This is a genomic window from Neorhizobium sp. DAR64872/K0K18, from assembly GCF_050500175.1.
GTDB classification, from domain to species: Bacteria; Pseudomonadota; Alphaproteobacteria; order Rhizobiales; family Rhizobiaceae; genus Neorhizobium; species Neorhizobium soli.
In genome coordinates, this window is the sequence record NZ_CP191445.1 from 862,778 (window position 1) to 880,029 (window position 17,252).

The following is a 17,252-nucleotide window of genomic DNA, read 5'->3' on the forward strand; positions in this document are numbered from 1 at the left end:
ATACCTCCCTTAATGTCCTCCACGACAGACCCTCATCATTAAGGGATCGTTTGGACGATAGAAAGGCCGGGAACACTCGTTTCAGTTCGCTTTTGTCTTTATTTGCAACGCGTTAACCCTTCAGATCAAAGTATTCCCCAGGCGCGAAAGCGCCCTCGCCCGGTAAATTCACGAAGATTGAGTTCGGCAGCAATCTTCAGCGCGCCCTGCGGGGTTATCTCCAGTGCGTCGGCAATCATCCCGCTCGAAACAAGCGGGCGCGACAAGACAAGTTCGATCAGCTGGGGAAGCCGCGACGACTGTCGCCGGCCCACCAGACGGCGCTCGAGTTGCTGCTTGGCGAGGAACAACCGCTGGTGCTCCTTCATGCCATGCTCGGACGCGAGCGCAATTGCTTCCGTGAACGCGAGAAGCCTCACCATGCGGTTCCTGGTCATTCTGCGCTCCCGCGACACCTGCCGGAGACCGAAGTTGACCGCGGACAACTGCGTTTCGGTTAACCCGGCTTCGCGCAACACCGCGCTCGCCAGCAAACGTCCAAGCCATGGCGCATGCTTCGACACCTGCAGGTTAGACCAAGCGTCCCACGCAACGGCGGCCCTGAGGAGGGGCGGCATGGACTGCGTTTCGTCCAACACCACCCGCCATTCCGACAGACGAGCGTCCTCGTCCCAGTCCTCGTCATAGATGAGAGCGTCCCGGCCTGGTATCTTCATCGAACGAACGCTTACGGCGTCCGCAAGCAACGCCTGGCTTCGCGCGAGAACAGCATCGATAGCTGCTAAGGGATCCTCGAAATCATCGTCACGCGAGAGCGTTGCGAGCCCTCTCGGTGCCGCCTTGATCTCAATGTCTTGAGCCTCGTCATGACGACCAGACCTCAGCGCGGCAAGACCAGCGGCGCTCAAGGCCCATTCCGGTTCGCTCGCCGCAATTCGCCGGCGCGTTCGCAGTACGTCATGGGCAACTGTCAATTCGTGAGTGGAGGCTCGAACTGCCATCCCTGCGTCATGGAGAACAAGGTCTTCGATATGGACAAGTTCCCCATCGATCCACAGGGACGAGCAGGCTTCCAAGAATTGGGCGCGATCGATCCAGCCTTGCCGTACGGGGGAACTAGCGATCCGCTCATCGAGTCGTACAACGCCGGCAGTCGCTGCGGAGATCGGTCCGAACAACTCACCAAAGTCTATTTTTGAGAGATCGTAACGCATTGAAAGCGTTATAGTTCAATGCCGTTGTGAAAGCTAGCGTCACGTTCGGTTTCGCTACCGGACACAAGATGGATGCGTCCGTGAGATGGAACCGTTTAGCCTCTGGCGTGATGGATCAAGCTAGCATCTGTATGGAGATAAGCAAGCACCATAAACGCTTATAGACAGGTTAAAGATGGCAAACGTTTAGCGATCCACTCAGCAAAATCTGATACCTTAGCCCTGCCCCACTTCTCGTTGTCCGCGGACAACGAGCGCGACTTTTGCTCTCCACAGGCGCAAAATTCATCTGCATTGAATCATTTGTACAACTCGTGCGAATCGGGGCATATTCAACTGCGCAGTTTTCCGAAGAACTTCGCCAATTGCGCAGTTGGAGAGAAAGATGCCGCAGCCAAGCTTGAAAGTCGACGAACCTCAGGAGCACTTGCCAACGACTCTGGCAACAGATGCCCAGGAGCTTGCGCATCAACTTCAGATGCATCAAGCGAAAATCTTCGCACCGACATCTCAAAAGACGATCCGGCCCTTCCAGCCAGCCGAAGCCGCGAGCTTCATCGGCATCGGAGAAGGCTATCTCCGTCAGGTTGCCGCAGAAGGATACGGACCCGAGCCGCTGGCGAACGGCCGGCGTGTTTACCTACCGACCGACATGGATCGTATTCGTCAGGTTCTCGACGAAAAGAACGGCGTGGCGAAATACGTACCGGCCCGCCGTCCTGGCGAAAAGCTGCAGGTCATTTCCGTCATGAACTTCAAGGGCGGAAGCGGCAAGACGACGACGTCCGCGCATCTCTCCCAGTATCTTGCCCTTCGTGGTTACAAGACGCTCGCGATCGATCTCGATCCGCAGGCGTCTCTGTCGGCGTTGTTCGGGCATCAACCCGAGCTCGATGTGGGCGAAGGCGAGACGCTCTATGGTGCGATCCGCTATGAGGATCCGCGCCCTATTTCGGAAATTGTCCGCTCCACCTACACACCGAACCTGCATATTCTGCCGGGCAACCTCGAGCTGATGGAGTTCGAGCACGAAACACCAAAGGCCATGGCGTCGGGACAGGTTGCGACGATGTTCTTTGCCCGCATCGGCGAAGTTCTTGCCGATATCGAAGACCTTTACGATGTCGTCGTCATCGATTGCCCGCCGCAGCTCGGCTTCCTGACCATGTCGGCGCTTTGCGCCTCGACATCGACCTTGATTACCGTTCACCCGCAGATGCTCGACGTCATGTCGATGTCGCAGTTTCTCTCGATGACCAGCGAACTGATGTCGGTCGTTGAGCGGGCAGGGGGGCGGACAAGCTATGACTGGATGCGTTATCTTGTGACGCGGTTTGAACCCAATGACGGCCCACAGAGCCAGATGACGGGTTTTATGCGCGCCATCTTCGGCAATCGTATGCTTCACAACGCTATGTTGAAGTCGACGGCGATCTCCGATGCCGGCGTCACGAAACAGACACTGTATGAGGTCGAGCGCAACCAGTTCACCCGCGGCACTTACGACCGCGCGATGGATTCGCTCAATGCCGTGAACCTCGAGATTGAAGAATTGATCCGGTCCGTGTGGGGGAGGCGCTAACAGATGGCACGTAAAAACCTGATCGGCATCTTCGAGCCTCCGGCGCCGGACAACAGTTCAGCGCCAACACCTGCCGCACCCCCGGCTGCTCAATCGTCACGTCCATTGGCCGGAATGGCACCGGCCGTGCGCAGCGGTGTCCCCGTTGGTGGCATCACGAGAACGCTTGGCAGCATCACGCAGAAGATGGAAAGGGCGCAGGATCTCGAGCGGCAGCTTTCGGAAGGGCTTTCCGTCGTTGAACTGGATCCATCGCTGATCGACAGTTCCTTTGTTTCCGACCGTATGCTGATCGATGGCGAAGCGCTGTCCCAGCTGGTCGAGCAGGTTCGCGAGCATGGACAGCAGGTGCCGATCCTCGTGCGGCCTCATCCCGACCAGTCGGGCCGGTTCCAGGTCGCCTACGGTCACCGCCGACTTGCAGCCGTCAGACAGCTGGGCCTCAAGGTCAAGGCGGTTGTCCGCGTTCTGACCGATGACCAGCTGGTCGTCAGCCAGGGCCAGGAAAACAACGCCCGCACGAACCTCTCGCATATCGAACGCGCCTTGTTCGCCACCCGTCTCGAGGATCGTTCGTTCACGCGCGATATCATCATGGCAGCGCTTGGCGTCGACAAGGCAGCCTTGTCAAAAATGATCAGCCTGGTCCGGGCGATTCCGATGGAAATCATCGATGCGGTCGGTCCGGCACCTGAGGTTGGCCGCAGGCGGTGGACGGAGCTGTCGGAAAAGCTCAATGCCGGAAACATTCCAAGGCTGCTCTCGTCGCTTCAGAAGGGCAGGGCAGAGGGTAAGACAAGCGACGAGCGTTTCCAGCTCGCCTTTACACAGTTGTCCGCGAAACCTGAGGATAGTGGCAAGCCGGCTCAAGCACAGCTGAGCGGTCTGCCGGTTGTCATGCGCAAATCGGGAAACCGGTCGACATTCGTGTTCGATGCGAAAAGCGCGCCGGGTTTTGACGACTTCGTCAGCGAACGGCTCACAGAGCTTTTCGCAGAATTTAAACGCAACAAGGGAGTTTGATCAGCAAAAGAAAAAGGCCCCCGAACGACCAAGGTCGTGGAAGCCTCTCTCCGATTTCTAGCAAGATCGAGAATCGCACTTCCATGAATCACAGTCAAGAGTCTTTGGCACCGTTTCGGTGAGCGGCTTTCTTTTGCCTGAAAAAAGGTGAGAGAAAATGGAGAGTGGAACTGTCACGACGCCCTTTGGGCGGCGGGCTATGTCGTATGGGCTGTTGGCAAACCAACAAAAAGCCAGCGAAATCAGATCCGGAATCAAGAGATCAAAGTGGAAACTGTTTCGATCGATCTGCGAATCACGGTCATCCCTCGGGATCAGTGACCGGGCACTGACTGTGCTCGACGCGCTCCTGACCTTCTATCCGGGCGATGAACTTTGCGAAGATGGCAATCTCATCGTCTTCCCGTCCAATGCCCAGTTGTCGCTTCGAGCGCGTGGAATGGCACCGGCAACACTTCGGCGCCATCTCTCGGTGCTGGTGGAAACCGGACTAATCCTGCGCAAGGACAGCCCGAACGGCAAACGCTATGCGCGCCGCAGTTCAGGTGGCAAACTCGATGATGCTTTCGGCTTCAGTCTCGCACCACTTCTGGCACGCGCACGAGAGATCGAAACGATGGCAGCGGAGATCGCTCTTAGCCGTGAACAACTCAAGGCTGCAAAAGAGAGAATTACTCTTTGCCGAAGAGATCTCGCAAAGCTGATTACTTTTGCCGTGGATGAAAAGATTTCCGGTGACTGGGAGCAGGCACAGACAAATCTTCAATGCGTCCTACAGGCAATTCCGCGCGTCCTCACTCTCGATATCGCAGAGCCGCTACTCACAAAACTCTCGGTACTTCGTGAAGAAGTCGTCAACCAATTGAAATTAAATATGAAATCACCAGAGATGAGCGCCAATGAATCTCAAAGTGAGCGCCACATACAGGATTCAAAAACAAATATCATTTCTGAATCTGAACCGGTGTCGAAAGGGCTTTCAACCGAACGAGCACCGGAACACACTTTGGCGAACGGCACAGCAATCGAAGAGATTGACGATCAACGCGATACTCGGCAAAAGCGCCCTCGTTTGAGCTCGATCACCACACACAAAGCTCTACCACTCCCATTCGTCCTGCAAGCCTGCACCCAGATCAACGATTATGGGCCAAGAGGTGGGATCGCGTCCTGGAGGGATCTGATTACGGCAGCCTATGTTGTTCGTTCCACTCTCGACATCACGCCAGCTGTCTATGAACGCGCAGCAATCGTGATGGGGCCTGAGAACGCCGCAACAGTGCTTGCCTGCATGCTCGAACGCGCTGAGCATATCACGTCTGCTGGAGGCTATCTGAGAGACCTGACCCGCCGGGCAGAGAAGGGTGAATTCGCGACCGCGCCGATGCTGATGGCTCTGATGAGAGGCAGTCGATCGAAGCCTGAAACATACCCAGGCACGACCTCACCCCAACAAGGCCCGACCAAAACCGCTTGGGTTTGCTGATGATGACATCGGGGAATTTTCGCTCGATCCCCGTCGACAAAGAGGTCCGCGGAACCATCGTTCGGAGTTTGTGAAACAAAGAGAAACCTCTCCTTCCTGAAGGCCAGCGCGTCTGGAGATCGCGTCAACAAGTGGAAATCGAACACACAGACAAACGTCACATCCGCGTAACATTGGTCCCCTAGAGCTACGCCAAGTCAGCGGCGCGGTTGAGGGTCCTCCCGAAACACGCGGCCAGCCGGCTCAAATTTGTTTGTCGATTTCGAGTGGCATCTGACGCGGAAACCCTTGTGTTTTCCGTGAATGCATTCACTCGCCCACAGGAGAGATCCAATGCTTTCTATCAACCGTCGCCACGCTTTGGGGCTGATGTCAGCTGCAGCCGGCACCATCGTTCTTCCGCGCATGTCCTTCAGCCAGTCGACACGCCCATCGGTGACGATTGCCGTTCAGAAGATCACCAACAACAACACGTTGGACGTCTGGAACGAGCAGTCGAACGTCGGCGAACGCGTGTTTTTCCCGAACCTCTGGGAAGGCCTGATCGGCCGCGACTGGATGGGCAATCAGGGTCCTGTTGCCAGTCTCGCCACCGAATGGAAGCGCATCGACGACAAGACGCTAGAATTGAAGCTGCGTCAGGGCGTGAAATTCCACAACGGCGACGAATTGACGGCTGAAGATGTTGCGTTCTCCTTCTCCAAGGAACGCCTGTTCGGCAATACCGAGCCAAAGGGCGGCAAGACCGTCTTCGAAGCCGACAACAAGCCCACGACGGTGAAAGAACTTCCGGCGATCGTTCCGGGTGTCGCTCGTCGCCTCTGGCCGGCGCTGGCCGGTGTCGAAGTCGTCGACAAGCACACCGTGCGTTTCCACAATGCAACGCCTGACATCACGCTCGAAGGCCGCCTTTATTCCTTCGGCAGCCAGATCACCAACCGCCGCGCTTGGGACGAAGCCAAGAGCTATACGGATTGGGCCCGCAAGCCGGTCACGACCGGTCCTTACATGGTCTCGGAATTCAAGCCAGACGTGTCGCTGACGCTCGTCGCTTTCGACGAATACTGGGGTGGCCGTCCGCCGCTGCAGCAGATCCGCTTCGTCGAGGTTCCGGAAGTCGCTTCCCGCGTCAACGGCCTGCTCTCCGGTGAATACGACTTCGCCTGCGACCTGCCGCCGGATCAGATCTCCGCAATCAAGGCCGCTCCGGGCCTCGAAGTGCAGAGCTCGACGATCTGGAACCACCGGATCTCCACCTTCAACACGCAGAACCCGGTTCTCGCCAACCCGCTCGTCCGTCGCGCGATGACGCACTCGATCGACCGTCAGGCGATCGTGGAAGCGCTGTGGGCAGGCCAGACCGTCGTTCCAGCCGGTCTTCAATTCGACTCCTTCAAAACATCCAACATGTATGTCGAAGGCTGGGCTGCCCCGGAATTCAATCCGGATCTAGCCAAGAAGCTGCTCAAGGAAGCCAACTACAAGGGCGACGCCATCCCGTATCGCCTTCTCAACAACTACTACACCAACCAGACTGCGAACGCGCAGATCATGGTTGAGATGTGGAAGCAGGTTGGCCTCAACGTCGAGATCCAGATGAAGGAAAACTGGGCGCAGATCCACGATCCGGCAGGCGTCAAGGGTGTTCGCGACTGGTCGGCCTCCAACTCGATCAACGATCCGATCACGCCACTCGTCGTCCAGTTCGGACCAAACGGCGAAGCGCAGCAGAAGAAGGACTGGACGAACGAGGAGGTCAACAAGCTTTCCGTCATCATGGAAACCTCGACTGACCGCGCCCAGCGCCACAAGGCTTTTGCCCGCATGCTGGAAATCTGCGAACGCGAAGACCCCGCCTATCAGGTCCTGCACCAGAACGCCGTCTTTACCGGCATGAAGAAGTCTCTGAAGTGGAAGGCAGCACCTGCCTTCGCCATGGACTTCCGCACAGCCAACTGGAACGCCTGATCGTTCTGATGTCTCACGCCGGCCGCGGAATTCGCGGCCGGCGCATCTGCTTATAAAATGGAGGTGCGTTCCATGGTGAAAAACCTTGTGGAACTGCGCGGCCTGAAGGTCGCTTTCGACGGCGTTCAGGTACTGCATGGTATCGATCTCGATATCACCCGCGGCGAGGCGATTGGCCTTGTCGGTGAATCCGGTTGCGGCAAGTCCGTCACCTGGCTCGCGGCACTCGGGCTTCTGCCCGGAAAAGCAACGGTCAGCGGATCAGTCCGCGTCGACGGACAGGAAATCCTGGCACAGCCACGACACGTGCTCGAAGGCGTGCGCGGCAAGCGGATCGCAATGATCTTCCAGGATCCGTCCAGCTCGCTCAATCCGGTTCTGCGCGTCGGTCGCCAGATCACCGAAGCACTGGCGATCCATCGCGGCCTTCACGGGGAGGCTGCAAAGGCCGAAGCGCTGCGGCTGCTCGACATGGTCGGCATTCCGGATGCACGCCGACGCATCGATCTCTTTCCCCACGAATTCTCCGGCGGCCAGTGTCAGCGCGTGATGATTGCCATGGCGCTTGCCGGCGAGCCCGATCTGCTGGTTGCCGACGAGCCGACAACAGCTCTCGACGCCACGATCCAGGCACAGATCCTTGATCTTCTGATCGCATTGCGCGCCGAAACCGGCATGGCAACGATCTTTATCAGCCATGATCTGGGCGCTGTCTCGCAGGTCTGCGAGCGCGCCTGCGTCATGTATGCCGGCCGTATCGTGGAGCAGGGGACAATCCAGGCCCTGTTCGACAACCCGCGCCATCCTTACACGCGCGGTCTCTTCGATGCCATTCCTCGTCTGGATGGTCCGCGCGACCGATTGATCCCCATTCCCGGGACCGTTCCCAATCCACGTGAGCTGCCGGAAGGCTGCGCTTTCTCGCCGCGCTGTTCGCATGCCGCAATCGACTGTCGGACCCGCATGCCGGCTCTTCAGTCCAGGGACGATGGGCGGCTTTTGTCCTGTCACCATCCCGTCGGTTCCCATCCTCCTATCGGCGTTACGCACCCGGTTGAGGCTCGCGTTCTGGAGGCGCTGTCATGAGCGACACTCTCAAAACGCCGCTCATCGAAGCGAAAGGTCTGGTCAGGACCTACGAAGTTCGCCAGGGCATGTTCGGACGCGCGACACCGGTGCGCGCCGTCGATGGCATTGATCTGAGGGTCATGCCCGGAGAGACGCTCGGCATCGTCGGCGAATCCGGTTCCGGCAAGTCGACGCTCGGCCGCATGCTGCTGGGTATCGATCCGCCGCAGGAAGGGCAGGCTCTCTTCGAAGGCAAGCCGATGCCGAAGCTCGCAACGCCGGAATGGCGTGCATTGCGGGCAAAAATGCAGTTCGTCTATCAGGATCCGCTGGCAGCGCTCGACCGCCGTCTGACGATTGCCGAGCAGATCGGCGAGCCGCTCGCCATCCACAATCTCGTGCCGAAGCCCCATCGGGAAACGCGCGTTGCCGAGCTGATGTCGGCCGTGGGATTGAGGCCTGATCAGGCGGGTCGCTACCCGCATGAGCTTTCGGGCGGTCAGCGTCAGCGCGCCGTGATTGCCAGGGCGCTTGCATCGCGGCCGAAGCTTCTGGTCTGCGACGAGCCTGTCTCGGCGCTCGACGTGTCGATCCAGGCGCAGGTGGTCAACATGCTGCGCGACCTGCAGGAGAAAAACCACATCGCAATGGTGTTCATAAGCCATGATCTGAAGGTGGTCCGCAATATCGCCGACCGCGTCGCCGTCATGTATCTCGGCCGTATCGTCGAAGAAGCATCCTCGGACGTCATCTTCAAGACGCCGCTGCATCCCTATACCAAGGCGCTGGTTTCCAGTGTGCCGGTGCCGGGCAAGCTACTTCAAGGCCGCGTCATCCTGCAGGGAGAGCCGCCGAACCCTGCCAACCGCCCATCCGGCTGTGCCTTCCATCCCCGCTGCCCGCTTGCCGCCGATATCTGCCGTACCAGCGTGCCGCAGCTTCTGTCGGTTGCCGATGGCCGAACCGCGGCCTGTCACATGGTGACCCGCGCCGAGGCGTCGGTTGCGGCCTAAAGGAATTCCCGATGTTTCGTTTCGCTTCCATCCGCCTCCTTCGCGCGCTGATCACCATCCTTGCTGTCATCACCTTTGCCTTCGTCGTGTTGCGGCTGTCGGGTGATCCGGCGCAGGTCATGCTCGGTCCTGACGTTCCGCAGGAATCCGTCGATGCCTTCCGCAAGGCCTGGGGCCTCGATCAGCCGCTGTGGATCCAGTACCTGTCCTATATCCGGGCGATCTTCACCGGCGATTTCGGCGTCTCCATGCGTGACAAGGCTTCCGCCATGCAGCTGGTGATCGAGCGCATTCCGGCGACCCTGCAGCTGACGATCCCGGCACTGTTCCTGAAGGTCGTGATCGGTATCCCGGCCGGCGTCTATGCCGCGCTGCATCGCCAGAGCGCGATCGATCGCGGCGTTATCCTCGCCGCCATCTTCGGCTTCACCATTCCGTCCTTCGTCATGGGCCTGCTTCTGGTGCTGATCTTTTCGATCACGCTCGGGCTGCTTCCATCCGGCGGTCAGGACACCTGGCAGCACGGCATCCTGCCGACGCTGACGATGAGCATCGGCGGTATCGGCATTCTCGCGCGCTTTTCGAGAAGTGCGATGATCGAGGTGATGGGCCAGCCCTATATCCGCACGGCTTCTGCCAAGGGAATGAAGTGGCAGGATGTCGTCTGGAAGCATGCGCTGCCGAATGCGGCAGTTCCCATCGTCACCATCGTCGGGTTCATGGTCGGCACGTTGATCGCCGGCGCGGTCGTGGTGGAATCGATCTTCTCCTGGCCCGGCATAGGTCGCCTGCTCGTCGTCTCGGTCAGCAACCGGGATCTCGCTGTGGTCCAGTGCATCCTGCTCCTGGTCGCCGCAACCATGGTCGTGTCGAACCTTATCGTCGACCTGCTGTACGGCTTTCTCGATCCACGGCTTCGCGCCCAGAGCGCTCACTAGAGAGGAGGCCGGTCATGACTGTTACTGATATCGCCCGCCCACAATCGCCCAACCTGTCTCTCTTCACCCGCTTCATCAAGCAGGTCCGCAAGGTCCCGTTCTCGGTTACCTTCGGCATCGTCTGGCTGATCGGAATGGTGGTGGTTGCCGTGTTCGCAGACATCATCCGCCCCTATGGCATTACCGCCATGGATCTGCGCGCCCGTCTGTCGCTGCCGGGCAATCCAGCGCATCTGCTTGGTACCGATGAGCTCGGCCGCGATGTCCTGTCGCGCCTGCTGCAGTCGATCCGCGTATCGCTGGCGATCGCCTTTGGTGCAACGATCATTTCTGCCGTGTTCGGCACCGTGCTCGGCTTTGCCGCGGCAAAGTTCCGGGGAGCGGTCGAGCACTTCGTCCTCGTGCTCGCCGATTTCCAGGCGGCCCTCCCGTTCCTGATCATGTCGCTCGCCGTCCTCGCCTTCTTCGGTTCGTCGATGCCGCTTTTGATCGGTCTGATGGGTTTTTATGGCTGGGAGCGCTATGCCCGCATCGCCCGCGGCCTCGCGATCTCGGCCAGCGCGCAAGGCTATGCGTCTGCCGTTGTGCAGCTCGGCGCCACGCCTGGCCGCGTCTATCTTCACCACATCCTGCCGAACGTTGCCTCGACCCTGATCGTCTCGATGACGCTGACCTTTCCGGAAATCATCCTGATGGAAAGCGGGCTCTCGTTTTTGGGCCTCGGTGTGCAGCCGCCGGAAACCAGCCTTGGCAACATGGTCGGCTTCGGCCGCGAATACCTGACACGGGCGCCGTGGATCATGCTGGCGCCGGCCTTCGTCATCATGGTGACGACGCTTTCCATCTCGCTCGTCGGTGACTGGCTGCGCGACAAGCTCGATCCGACACTTCGCTGATGACACTTCAGGAGACGACAATGACGAAGATCACCGGCCACCGGGGAGCCCGCAATCTCTGGCCTGAAAACTCCATGACCGGCTTTCGCAACGTGCTGGATCTGGGTGTGGATGCGATCGAATTCGACGTGCACCTGACCGATACCGGCGAACTGGTCGTCATCCACGACGCGACGCTCGATCGCACGACGGACAAGACCGGCCCGGTCCGCTCGCTGACGCCGGAGATGCGTGGCGAAACGCTTCTCGACGGTTCCGATGACACGGTACCGACGCTGGCTGACGTCCTCGCTGTCCTTGCGACATCCGAGGGCAAGCAACTGCATGTGGAAATCAAGTCGGATGAGGCGAAGCAACCCTATCCGGGCATTGCCGAAAAAGTCGTGGCGGAGATCGAGCAGTTCGGTCTGGCAGATCGCTGCCATCTGACCTCCTTCGACCTCTCCGTTCTCGACGAATGCCAGCGCATTGCTCCGCATATTGCGCGCCTCGTGTCCGTCAATGCGGAATGGGCTGACAAAGAGGGCGGTCTCGAACGCTTCCTCGAGAAGGTCGACGGCCTCGCCGATATCGTTGCCATCCACCACGAGCTGATGGATGCCGAATGGGCGCTTATCACCGGCAAACTTCCGCTCGAAAACCTTTGTGTCTGGACACTGAACGACGAAGCATTGATCCGGCGCTGGCTTGACCGCGGCATCGGTCACCTGACCTCCGACAGCCCGGACCTCGCGCTCGATCTGCGACGCGAAACCCAGTTCCAATCCGAACCTGCCTGAAAGGGAATACGACAATGAGCAACATCATCGGCACAGGCTTCAATGCCGGCTCCACCAATGGAGAACTTGAAAGCCTAGAAAAGGAACTTCGCATCCTGAGCGAGATCGGCGTCGATACCGTCGAACTCGGTCTGACCAGCCTCGATCTGATCTCGGGCGGCCGGATCATCGAAGAACGCGCCGAGCGGCTCGTGGCGCTGACGAAGCAGTTCGACTTCCGCTACACGGTTCATGGCCTTGTCTCCTCGAACTTCATGGAGCCGGAAACCTGCCGCTACCAGCTCGACGCCGCCAAGGCGCTTGCGCAGATCTGCGATCGGATCGGTGCCGGCATCCTGGTGCAGCACGGCGGCAATCTCCGCGCCGAACAGATCATGGAGCGTGCCGAGGCCGACGCCCGCGAACGCGAAGCGCTGTTCGAACTCGCCGAATTCTGCAAGCCTTACGGTGTTAGGGTCGCGTTTGAAAACATCTTCACCACGGAGCCCGGCCAGTATCGCCAGACGCCCACCCAGATCGCCGAAACGGTCAAAACCATCGGGCATCCGAACCTCGTGGCACTGATCGACTTCAGCCACGCCTATATCGAATCGACCTATCGCGGCCTGAACTTCCGCGAGGAACTGCGGGCCATGGCGTCTGTTGCGGGTCATCTGCATGTCCATGACAGCTTCGGCCGCCCGCAGGCTTTCTACAAGGGTTTCCACGTGCAGGAAAATACCGCGCTCGGCATCGGCGATCTGCACATGCCGCTCGGCTGGGGCGATATCGACTGGGAAGACATCTTCTCCGAACTCACCTTCCTGCCCGGCACCGTGCTGATGATGGAAATCGGACGGCGCTACCATGCCGAACAGCCTGCAAGTCTGGAACGGGCAAAGGGCCTCATGGCCTTGAACGGACGCAGCGCAGCTATCGCGGCAGAATAACGTCGGCAGGGCGGGGAGGGATACTTCCCCGCTCTTTAGTCGTGAGGTCTGGCCTCAGGGAACGGTGAGTTCCAGATTGAGACGGCCGGACGCGCCATCGAGATGATCGCGCATGGCGCTTCGTGCCCGGGATGGGTCTCGGGCCGCAATCGCGTCGCGGATTGCCACATGTTCTGCGATCGTGACTTCCACGATCTCCTCCAGCACGGCCTTCGCCCTCGCGGCGTTGATGGTGAGCTGGATACGCTCGGCGATGAAGCCGATGAACTGGATGAAATAATCGTTGCGAGTGGCAGCGGCGACGGCGCGGTGGAAGGTGAGATCGGCAGCGATGCCTTCCTCGGTCCATTTGGCGGCACCGGTCATCTGTGCCAAAACCTCGTCGAGGCGCTTCAGATCGTCGGGCGTATGGCTGACGGCCGCAAGCGCCGCCGCCTCGACTTCGAGCGCCAGACGCAGCTGGAACAGGTCGCGGAAATTTTCCGGATCGGACAGGTCGGCCGGCTCGACGCGGATCATCTGGCGACGATCCTTTTCCGTTGCAAAGGCACCGACGCCCTGGCGGGTCTCCACCAATCCTTCGTTGCGCAACTGTGCAATGGCTTCGCGAACGACTGATCGGCTGACGCCGAATGTCTGGGCAAGCAGATGTTCGGTCGGCAGCTTTTCTCCGGAAGCGATCCGCCCCTCGACGATCTCGCGTCCGATTTCCGCGGCGATCCGGGCCGGTAGATGCGCGTTGCGCCTGATCTGGTTGAAGTCCGTCAAAGCCAAGGCCGCCTTCCTGTTCCGGATGGTTTCTACGACTCTGCCGATAAATTCAACTGGCATCCCGGGTTCATCACGAGGTCGGGATCGATCGCCCGCTTGATCGCAGTCAGCAACCTGCGTTTTACCTCGGGCAGTCTGGTATCGAAATCCATCTGCTTCAGGCGGCCGATGCCGTGTTCGGCGCTGATGCTGCCGGCATATTGGTCCACCACCTCATTGAGCACGGTCTTCGACCGATAGATCCGTTCAGCTTTGTCCGCTGCCGAAAGATCCGAAGGCGGCAAACAGTTGAGATGAACATTGCCATCGCCGACATGTCCGTAGGACACGCAGATGCAATCGGGCAGGGCGGCATGGATCGCGTCTTCCGCATCACGGACGAAGGCCGGCAGTTGCGACAGTGGCACGGAGACATCGCTTCGCATATGTGCGCCCCGCTTTGCCTGTCCCTCGTTCATGCCCTCGCGGATCAGCCAGAGGTTTTTTGCCTGCGCCTGAGAGGATGCGAGTGTCCCGTCGAGGACGAGACCGTCCTCCATCACGCCTTCCAGAAAGCGCTCCATCAGGTCCTGGATGTCGACAAGGCCGCATCCGGATATCTCCATCAGGACATAGGCCGGATAATCGCCCGACATCGGCAACGGCAGGTCGGGGATCGCTTCTCTCGCGAGCGTCAAGGCGAGAGGCGGCATGAATTCGAAGGCCGACATCAGGTCGCAGCAATCCCGGCGGGCGCGACGGTAAAGCGTAATGACGTCCTCAAGTGAGGCAAGGCCGAGCAGCGCAGTCGCAACCTGATCGGGGTAGGGGGTAAGCTTTACCGAGACGGCGGTGATGATCCCGAGCGTGCCCTCGGCGCCGATGAACAGTTGCTTGAGGTCAATGCCGCGGTTGTCCTTGCGCAGGGTCGAGAGCCCGTTGAGGATCGAGCCGTCGGGCAGCACCACCTCAAGCCCAAGCACCAGCTCGCGGGTCATGCCGTAGCGCAGCACGTTGATGCCGCCGGCATTGGTCGAGACGTTGCCGCCAATCCGGCAGCTGCCCTGCGCGCCAAGCGCAAGCGGAAAGAACATCGCCTTGTCGGCGATCGCGTCCTTGAGTTCGGAGAGGATGCACCCGGCCTCGACGACGGCGGAAAAATCGTCCGCGTCGATATTGCGGATCGCGTTCATCCGCTCGAGACTGATGACGACCTGGCGTACCGGATCGTCCGGTATGCCGCCGAGCACGAGCCCGGTATTGCCGCCCTGCGGAACGATCGCCAGGTTCAACGCGTGACAGGCCTTCACACAGGCGGCGACGTCCTGCGTCGAGCGCGGCCGGAGAACTGCAACGGCGCTGCTGGAAACGTCGCCGTGCCAGTCGCGGCAGTAGCGCGCAATTTCGGTCTCGTCGCGGATCACGATGTCGCTGCCCAACGAGGCGGTCAGCGACATGGCCGGGCTATCCTCAAGATCCAATGCCATGGTGTCTCTCCCTTGGGCTCATCCGTCCGCTCTTTGGAAAGGCGCGGCTTCTTGATAACCTCTTTTTCACCCGGTAAGGCTGGACAAACCATATAAGGTTATCAGACAACCGTACAAGAAAAATCATGCCGGGTTCGCAACGCTCTGCGAACTCTTCGGAAAAGGGAGGTTCCATGCATATCTTGATTATCGGCGCGGCCGGAATGGTCGGGCGCAAATTGACGACGCGGCTGCTTCGGGAGGGAGCGGTCGGTGGCCATGCGATTGAAAAACTGACGCTGGTCGATGTGGTCAGTCCGGAAAAGCCAGAAACGGCCATAGCGGTCGACAGTTTTGCGGTGGACCTGTCGACGCCGGGCGTTGCCGAAACCCTGGTCGAAGGTCGCCCGGATCTGATCTATCACCTCGCGGCCATCGTCTCGGCCGAAGCCGAACTCGATTTCGACAAGGGTTACCGGATCAATCTCGACGGCACGCGCTATCTGTTCGATGCAATCCGCCTTGCAAACCAAGCCGACGGCTACAAGCCGCGCGTGGTCTTCACGTCATCCATCGCCGTGGTCGGTGCGCCCTTGCCGCTGTTGATCCCTGATGATTTCCACCTAACGCCGCTCACCAGCTACGGCACCCAGAAGGCGATATCCGAACTGCTTTTGGCAGACTATTCGCGTCGGGGATTTTTCGATGGGATCGGCATTCGCCTGCCCACCGTCTGCATCCGGCCGGGCAAGCCGAACAAAGCGGCATCCGGCTTCTTCTCCAACATCCTGCGCGAACCGCTGATCGGCGAGGAGGCCGTTCTGCCGGTGCCGGAAAGCACGCGCCACTGGCACACGTCGCCGCGCTCGGCGGTCGGGTATCTTGTCCACGCAGCGGGTCTCGATCTGGCGCAGCTTGGGGCGCAGAGAAGCCTCTCGATGCCAGGCGTCAGCGCCACGGTCGGCGAGCAGATCGAGGCGCTGCGGCGCATTGCGGGTGACAAGGCGGTCAATCTCATCCGGCGCGAGCCGAACGAGATGATCATGAAGATGGTCGCAGGCTGGGCACCGGGTTTCGAGGCAAAACGCGCGATCGAACTGGGGTTTACGGCCGAGAAGAACTTCGACGAGATCATCCAGGTTCATATCGAGGATGAACTTGGAGGGAAGCTGCCATGACTGTCGCAAACCCCTCGGAAAAGATTGCCTTCCTCGGAACAGGCCTGATGGGTGCACCCATGGCGCGCCGATTGCTTCAGGCCGGGTATTCGCTTCTTGTCTGGAACCGCAATCCGGATAAGGCGAAAGCGCTGGAGAGCGATGGCGCTACCGTCGCAGCATCACCTGCTCAGGCCGTCGATGGCGCAGATATCGTCATCACCATGCTGACGGACGGCAAGGCCGTTGGCGACGTCCTGTTCGGGAGCGGTTGTGCCGAACGTCTGGCTGCGGGCGCCAGGGTGGTCGACATGAGTTCGATTGCGCCTGCCATTGCCCGGGAGCACGCAGCAAAGCTTGAGGCATTCGGCGTTGCCCATGTGGACGCGCCGGTGTCCGGCGGTGTGGTCGGTGCCGAGGCGGGCACGCTGGCGATCATGGCGGGCGGCGATGCGGATGTGGTCGCAAGCCTCCACGATGTGTTTTCGGCCATGGGTCGGGTGACGCATGTCGGCCCGAGCGGCGCGGGACAGATCTGCAAGCTCGCCAACCAGCAGATCGTTGCGGTCACGATCGGCGCGGTGGCCGAGGCCATGATCCTTGTCGAAGCCGGTGGCGCTTCCCGCGAAGCCTTCCGCAATGCCATCCGCGGCGGCTTTGCCGACAGTCGCATCCTTGAAATCCATGGCCGCCGCATGGTGGAGCGGACGTTCGAGCCGGGTGGTACGGCGAAGAACCAGTTGAAGGACCTTAACGCCGTCATGGACGTGGCCGACGCCCTCTCCCTCACGCTGCCTCTGACCAGTGGAGTGAGGGCGGAGTTCACCGATTTCGTCGAGGGCGGCGGGGGGCCGCTCGATCACAGCGGATTGCTTCTTCATCTCGAAAAGCTGAACCCGTAGTTCTTTGGAAAGGCTTGACCCGGCTGGCTGAGGCGATACCTGATAGGCTGTCGATTGAAACGAAGCGCTGAGGGGGATGCT

General features: G+C 59.9%; 15 protein-coding genes. 12 read left to right on the forward strand and 3 right to left on the reverse strand.

Features of this window, described 5'->3' with window-relative positions:
- Positions 1–125: 125 nt before the first annotated feature.
- The gene (locus ACQY1P_RS03825) at positions 126–1,214 is read right to left on the reverse strand and encodes an RHE_PE00001 family protein (protein ID WP_430252968.1); all 1,089 of its coding nucleotides are present in this window, start codon (positions 1,212–1,214) and stop codon (positions 126–128) included.
- 385 nt (positions 1,215–1,599) lie between these two features.
- On the opposite strand from ACQY1P_RS03825, the gene repA reads away from it, so the two are divergent.
- From repA to ACQY1P_RS03875, 10 genes are all read left to right on the forward strand, one after another.
- A complete protein-coding gene (repA, locus tag ACQY1P_RS03830) occupies positions 1,600–2,796 on the forward strand; it encodes a plasmid partitioning protein RepA (protein WP_062458574.1) in 1,197 nt (398 codons plus the stop codon).
- Between the two features lie 3 nt (positions 2,797–2,799).
- Positions 2,800–3,819: a plasmid partitioning protein RepB gene (gene repB, locus ACQY1P_RS03835; RefSeq protein WP_430252970.1), complete on the forward strand. Its 1,020-nt coding sequence runs from the start codon at positions 2,800–2,802 to the stop codon at positions 3,817–3,819.
- Between the two features lie 157 nt (positions 3,820–3,976).
- Positions 3,977–5,305, forward strand: coding sequence for a plasmid replication protein RepC (gene repC / locus ACQY1P_RS03840; RefSeq protein ID WP_430252972.1), 1,329 nt, complete (start codon positions 3,977–3,979; stop codon positions 5,303–5,305).
- A 333-nt stretch (positions 5,306–5,638) separates the two neighbouring features.
- Complete coding sequence (locus ACQY1P_RS03845) at positions 5,639–7,273, forward strand: ABC transporter substrate-binding protein (RefSeq protein WP_325264336.1); 1,635 nt, start codon at positions 5,639–5,641, stop codon at positions 7,271–7,273.
- A gap of 72 nt (positions 7,274–7,345) precedes the next feature.
- Positions 7,346–8,359, forward strand: a complete 1,014-nt coding sequence (locus ACQY1P_RS03850; protein ID WP_430252974.1) for an ABC transporter ATP-binding protein — start codon at positions 7,346–7,348, stop codon at positions 8,357–8,359.
- Positions 8,356–9,354 (forward strand): ABC transporter ATP-binding protein, encoded by a 999-nt coding sequence (locus ACQY1P_RS03855; protein WP_430252976.1) that lies wholly within the window; start codon positions 8,356–8,358, stop codon positions 9,352–9,354. The genes ACQY1P_RS03850 and ACQY1P_RS03855 overlap by 4 nt, the downstream gene beginning before the upstream one ends.
- Positions 9,355–9,365: 11 nt before the next feature.
- Positions 9,366–10,292, forward strand: a complete 927-nt coding sequence (locus ACQY1P_RS03860; RefSeq protein ID WP_062458560.1) for an ABC transporter permease — start codon at positions 9,366–9,368, stop codon at positions 10,290–10,292.
- A 14-nt stretch (positions 10,293–10,306) separates the two neighbouring features.
- Complete coding sequence (locus tag ACQY1P_RS03865) at positions 10,307–11,188, forward strand: ABC transporter permease (RefSeq protein WP_430252978.1); 882 nt, start codon at positions 10,307–10,309, stop codon at positions 11,186–11,188.
- Positions 11,189–11,208: 20 nt separating this feature from the next.
- Positions 11,209–11,967: a glycerophosphodiester phosphodiesterase family protein gene (locus ACQY1P_RS03870; RefSeq protein ID WP_430252980.1), complete on the forward strand. Its 759-nt coding sequence runs from the start codon at positions 11,209–11,211 to the stop codon at positions 11,965–11,967.
- Positions 11,968–11,981: 14 nt separating this feature from the next.
- Complete coding sequence (locus tag ACQY1P_RS03875) at positions 11,982–12,896, forward strand: TIM barrel protein (RefSeq protein WP_430252982.1); 915 nt, start codon at positions 11,982–11,984, stop codon at positions 12,894–12,896.
- Positions 12,897–12,950: 54 nt separating this feature from the next.
- Here ACQY1P_RS03875 and ACQY1P_RS03880 read toward each other — a convergent pair whose 3' ends face one another.
- Together ACQY1P_RS03880 and ACQY1P_RS03885 are read right to left on the reverse strand one after the other, a co-directional pair.
- Positions 12,951–13,670, reverse strand: coding sequence for a FadR/GntR family transcriptional regulator (locus tag ACQY1P_RS03880; RefSeq protein ID WP_430252984.1), 720 nt, complete (start codon positions 13,668–13,670; stop codon positions 12,951–12,953).
- 26 nt (positions 13,671–13,696) lie between these two features.
- Entirely contained in the window at positions 13,697–15,133 is a 1,437-nt protein-coding gene (locus tag ACQY1P_RS03885; RefSeq protein WP_113110146.1) for an FAD-binding oxidoreductase, read from the reverse strand.
- A 173-nt stretch (positions 15,134–15,306) separates the two neighbouring features.
- Between ACQY1P_RS03885 and denD the strand changes: the two genes are divergently transcribed.
- Positions 15,307–16,290: a D-erythronate dehydrogenase gene (gene denD / locus ACQY1P_RS03890; RefSeq protein ID WP_430252986.1), complete on the forward strand. Its 984-nt coding sequence runs from the start codon at positions 15,307–15,309 to the stop codon at positions 16,288–16,290.
- Positions 16,287–17,171, forward strand: a complete 885-nt coding sequence (locus tag ACQY1P_RS03895) for an NAD(P)-dependent oxidoreductase (RefSeq protein ID WP_430252988.1) — start codon at positions 16,287–16,289, stop codon at positions 17,169–17,171. The genes denD and ACQY1P_RS03895 overlap by 4 nt, the downstream gene beginning before the upstream one ends.
- Positions 17,172–17,252: the final 81 nt, after the last annotated feature.

Coding starts and splice junctions, on each gene's coding strand:
- ACQY1P_RS03845 (WP_325264336.1), top strand. CDS start 5,639: ATGCTTTCTATCAACCGTCGCCACGCTTTGGGGCTGATGTCAGCTGCA.
- repA (WP_062458574.1), top strand. CDS start 1,600: ATGCCGCAGCCAAGCTTGAAAGTCGACGAACCTCAGGAGCACTTGCCA.
- ACQY1P_RS03875 (WP_430252982.1), top strand. CDS start 11,982: ATGAGCAACATCATCGGCACAGGCTTCAATGCCGGCTCCACCAATGGA.
- ACQY1P_RS03870 (WP_430252980.1), top strand. CDS start 11,209: ATGACGAAGATCACCGGCCACCGGGGAGCCCGCAATCTCTGGCCTGAA.
- ACQY1P_RS03825 (WP_430252968.1), bottom strand. CDS start 1,214: ATGCGTTACGATCTCTCAAAAATAGACTTTGGTGAGTTGTTCGGACCG.
- ACQY1P_RS03850 (WP_430252974.1), top strand. CDS start 7,346: ATGGTGAAAAACCTTGTGGAACTGCGCGGCCTGAAGGTCGCTTTCGAC.
- ACQY1P_RS03855 (WP_430252976.1), top strand. CDS start 8,356: ATGAGCGACACTCTCAAAACGCCGCTCATCGAAGCGAAAGGTCTGGTC.
- repC (WP_430252972.1), top strand. CDS start 3,977: ATGGAGAGTGGAACTGTCACGACGCCCTTTGGGCGGCGGGCTATGTCG.
- denD (WP_430252986.1), top strand. CDS start 15,307: ATGCATATCTTGATTATCGGCGCGGCCGGAATGGTCGGGCGCAAATTG.
- ACQY1P_RS03885 (WP_113110146.1), bottom strand. CDS start 15,133: ATGGCATTGGATCTTGAGGATAGCCCGGCCATGTCGCTGACCGCCTCG.
- ACQY1P_RS03865 (WP_430252978.1), top strand. CDS start 10,307: ATGACTGTTACTGATATCGCCCGCCCACAATCGCCCAACCTGTCTCTC.
- repB (WP_430252970.1), top strand. CDS start 2,800: ATGGCACGTAAAAACCTGATCGGCATCTTCGAGCCTCCGGCGCCGGAC.
- ACQY1P_RS03860 (WP_062458560.1), top strand. CDS start 9,366: ATGTTTCGTTTCGCTTCCATCCGCCTCCTTCGCGCGCTGATCACCATC.
- ACQY1P_RS03895 (WP_430252988.1), top strand. CDS start 16,287: ATGACTGTCGCAAACCCCTCGGAAAAGATTGCCTTCCTCGGAACAGGC.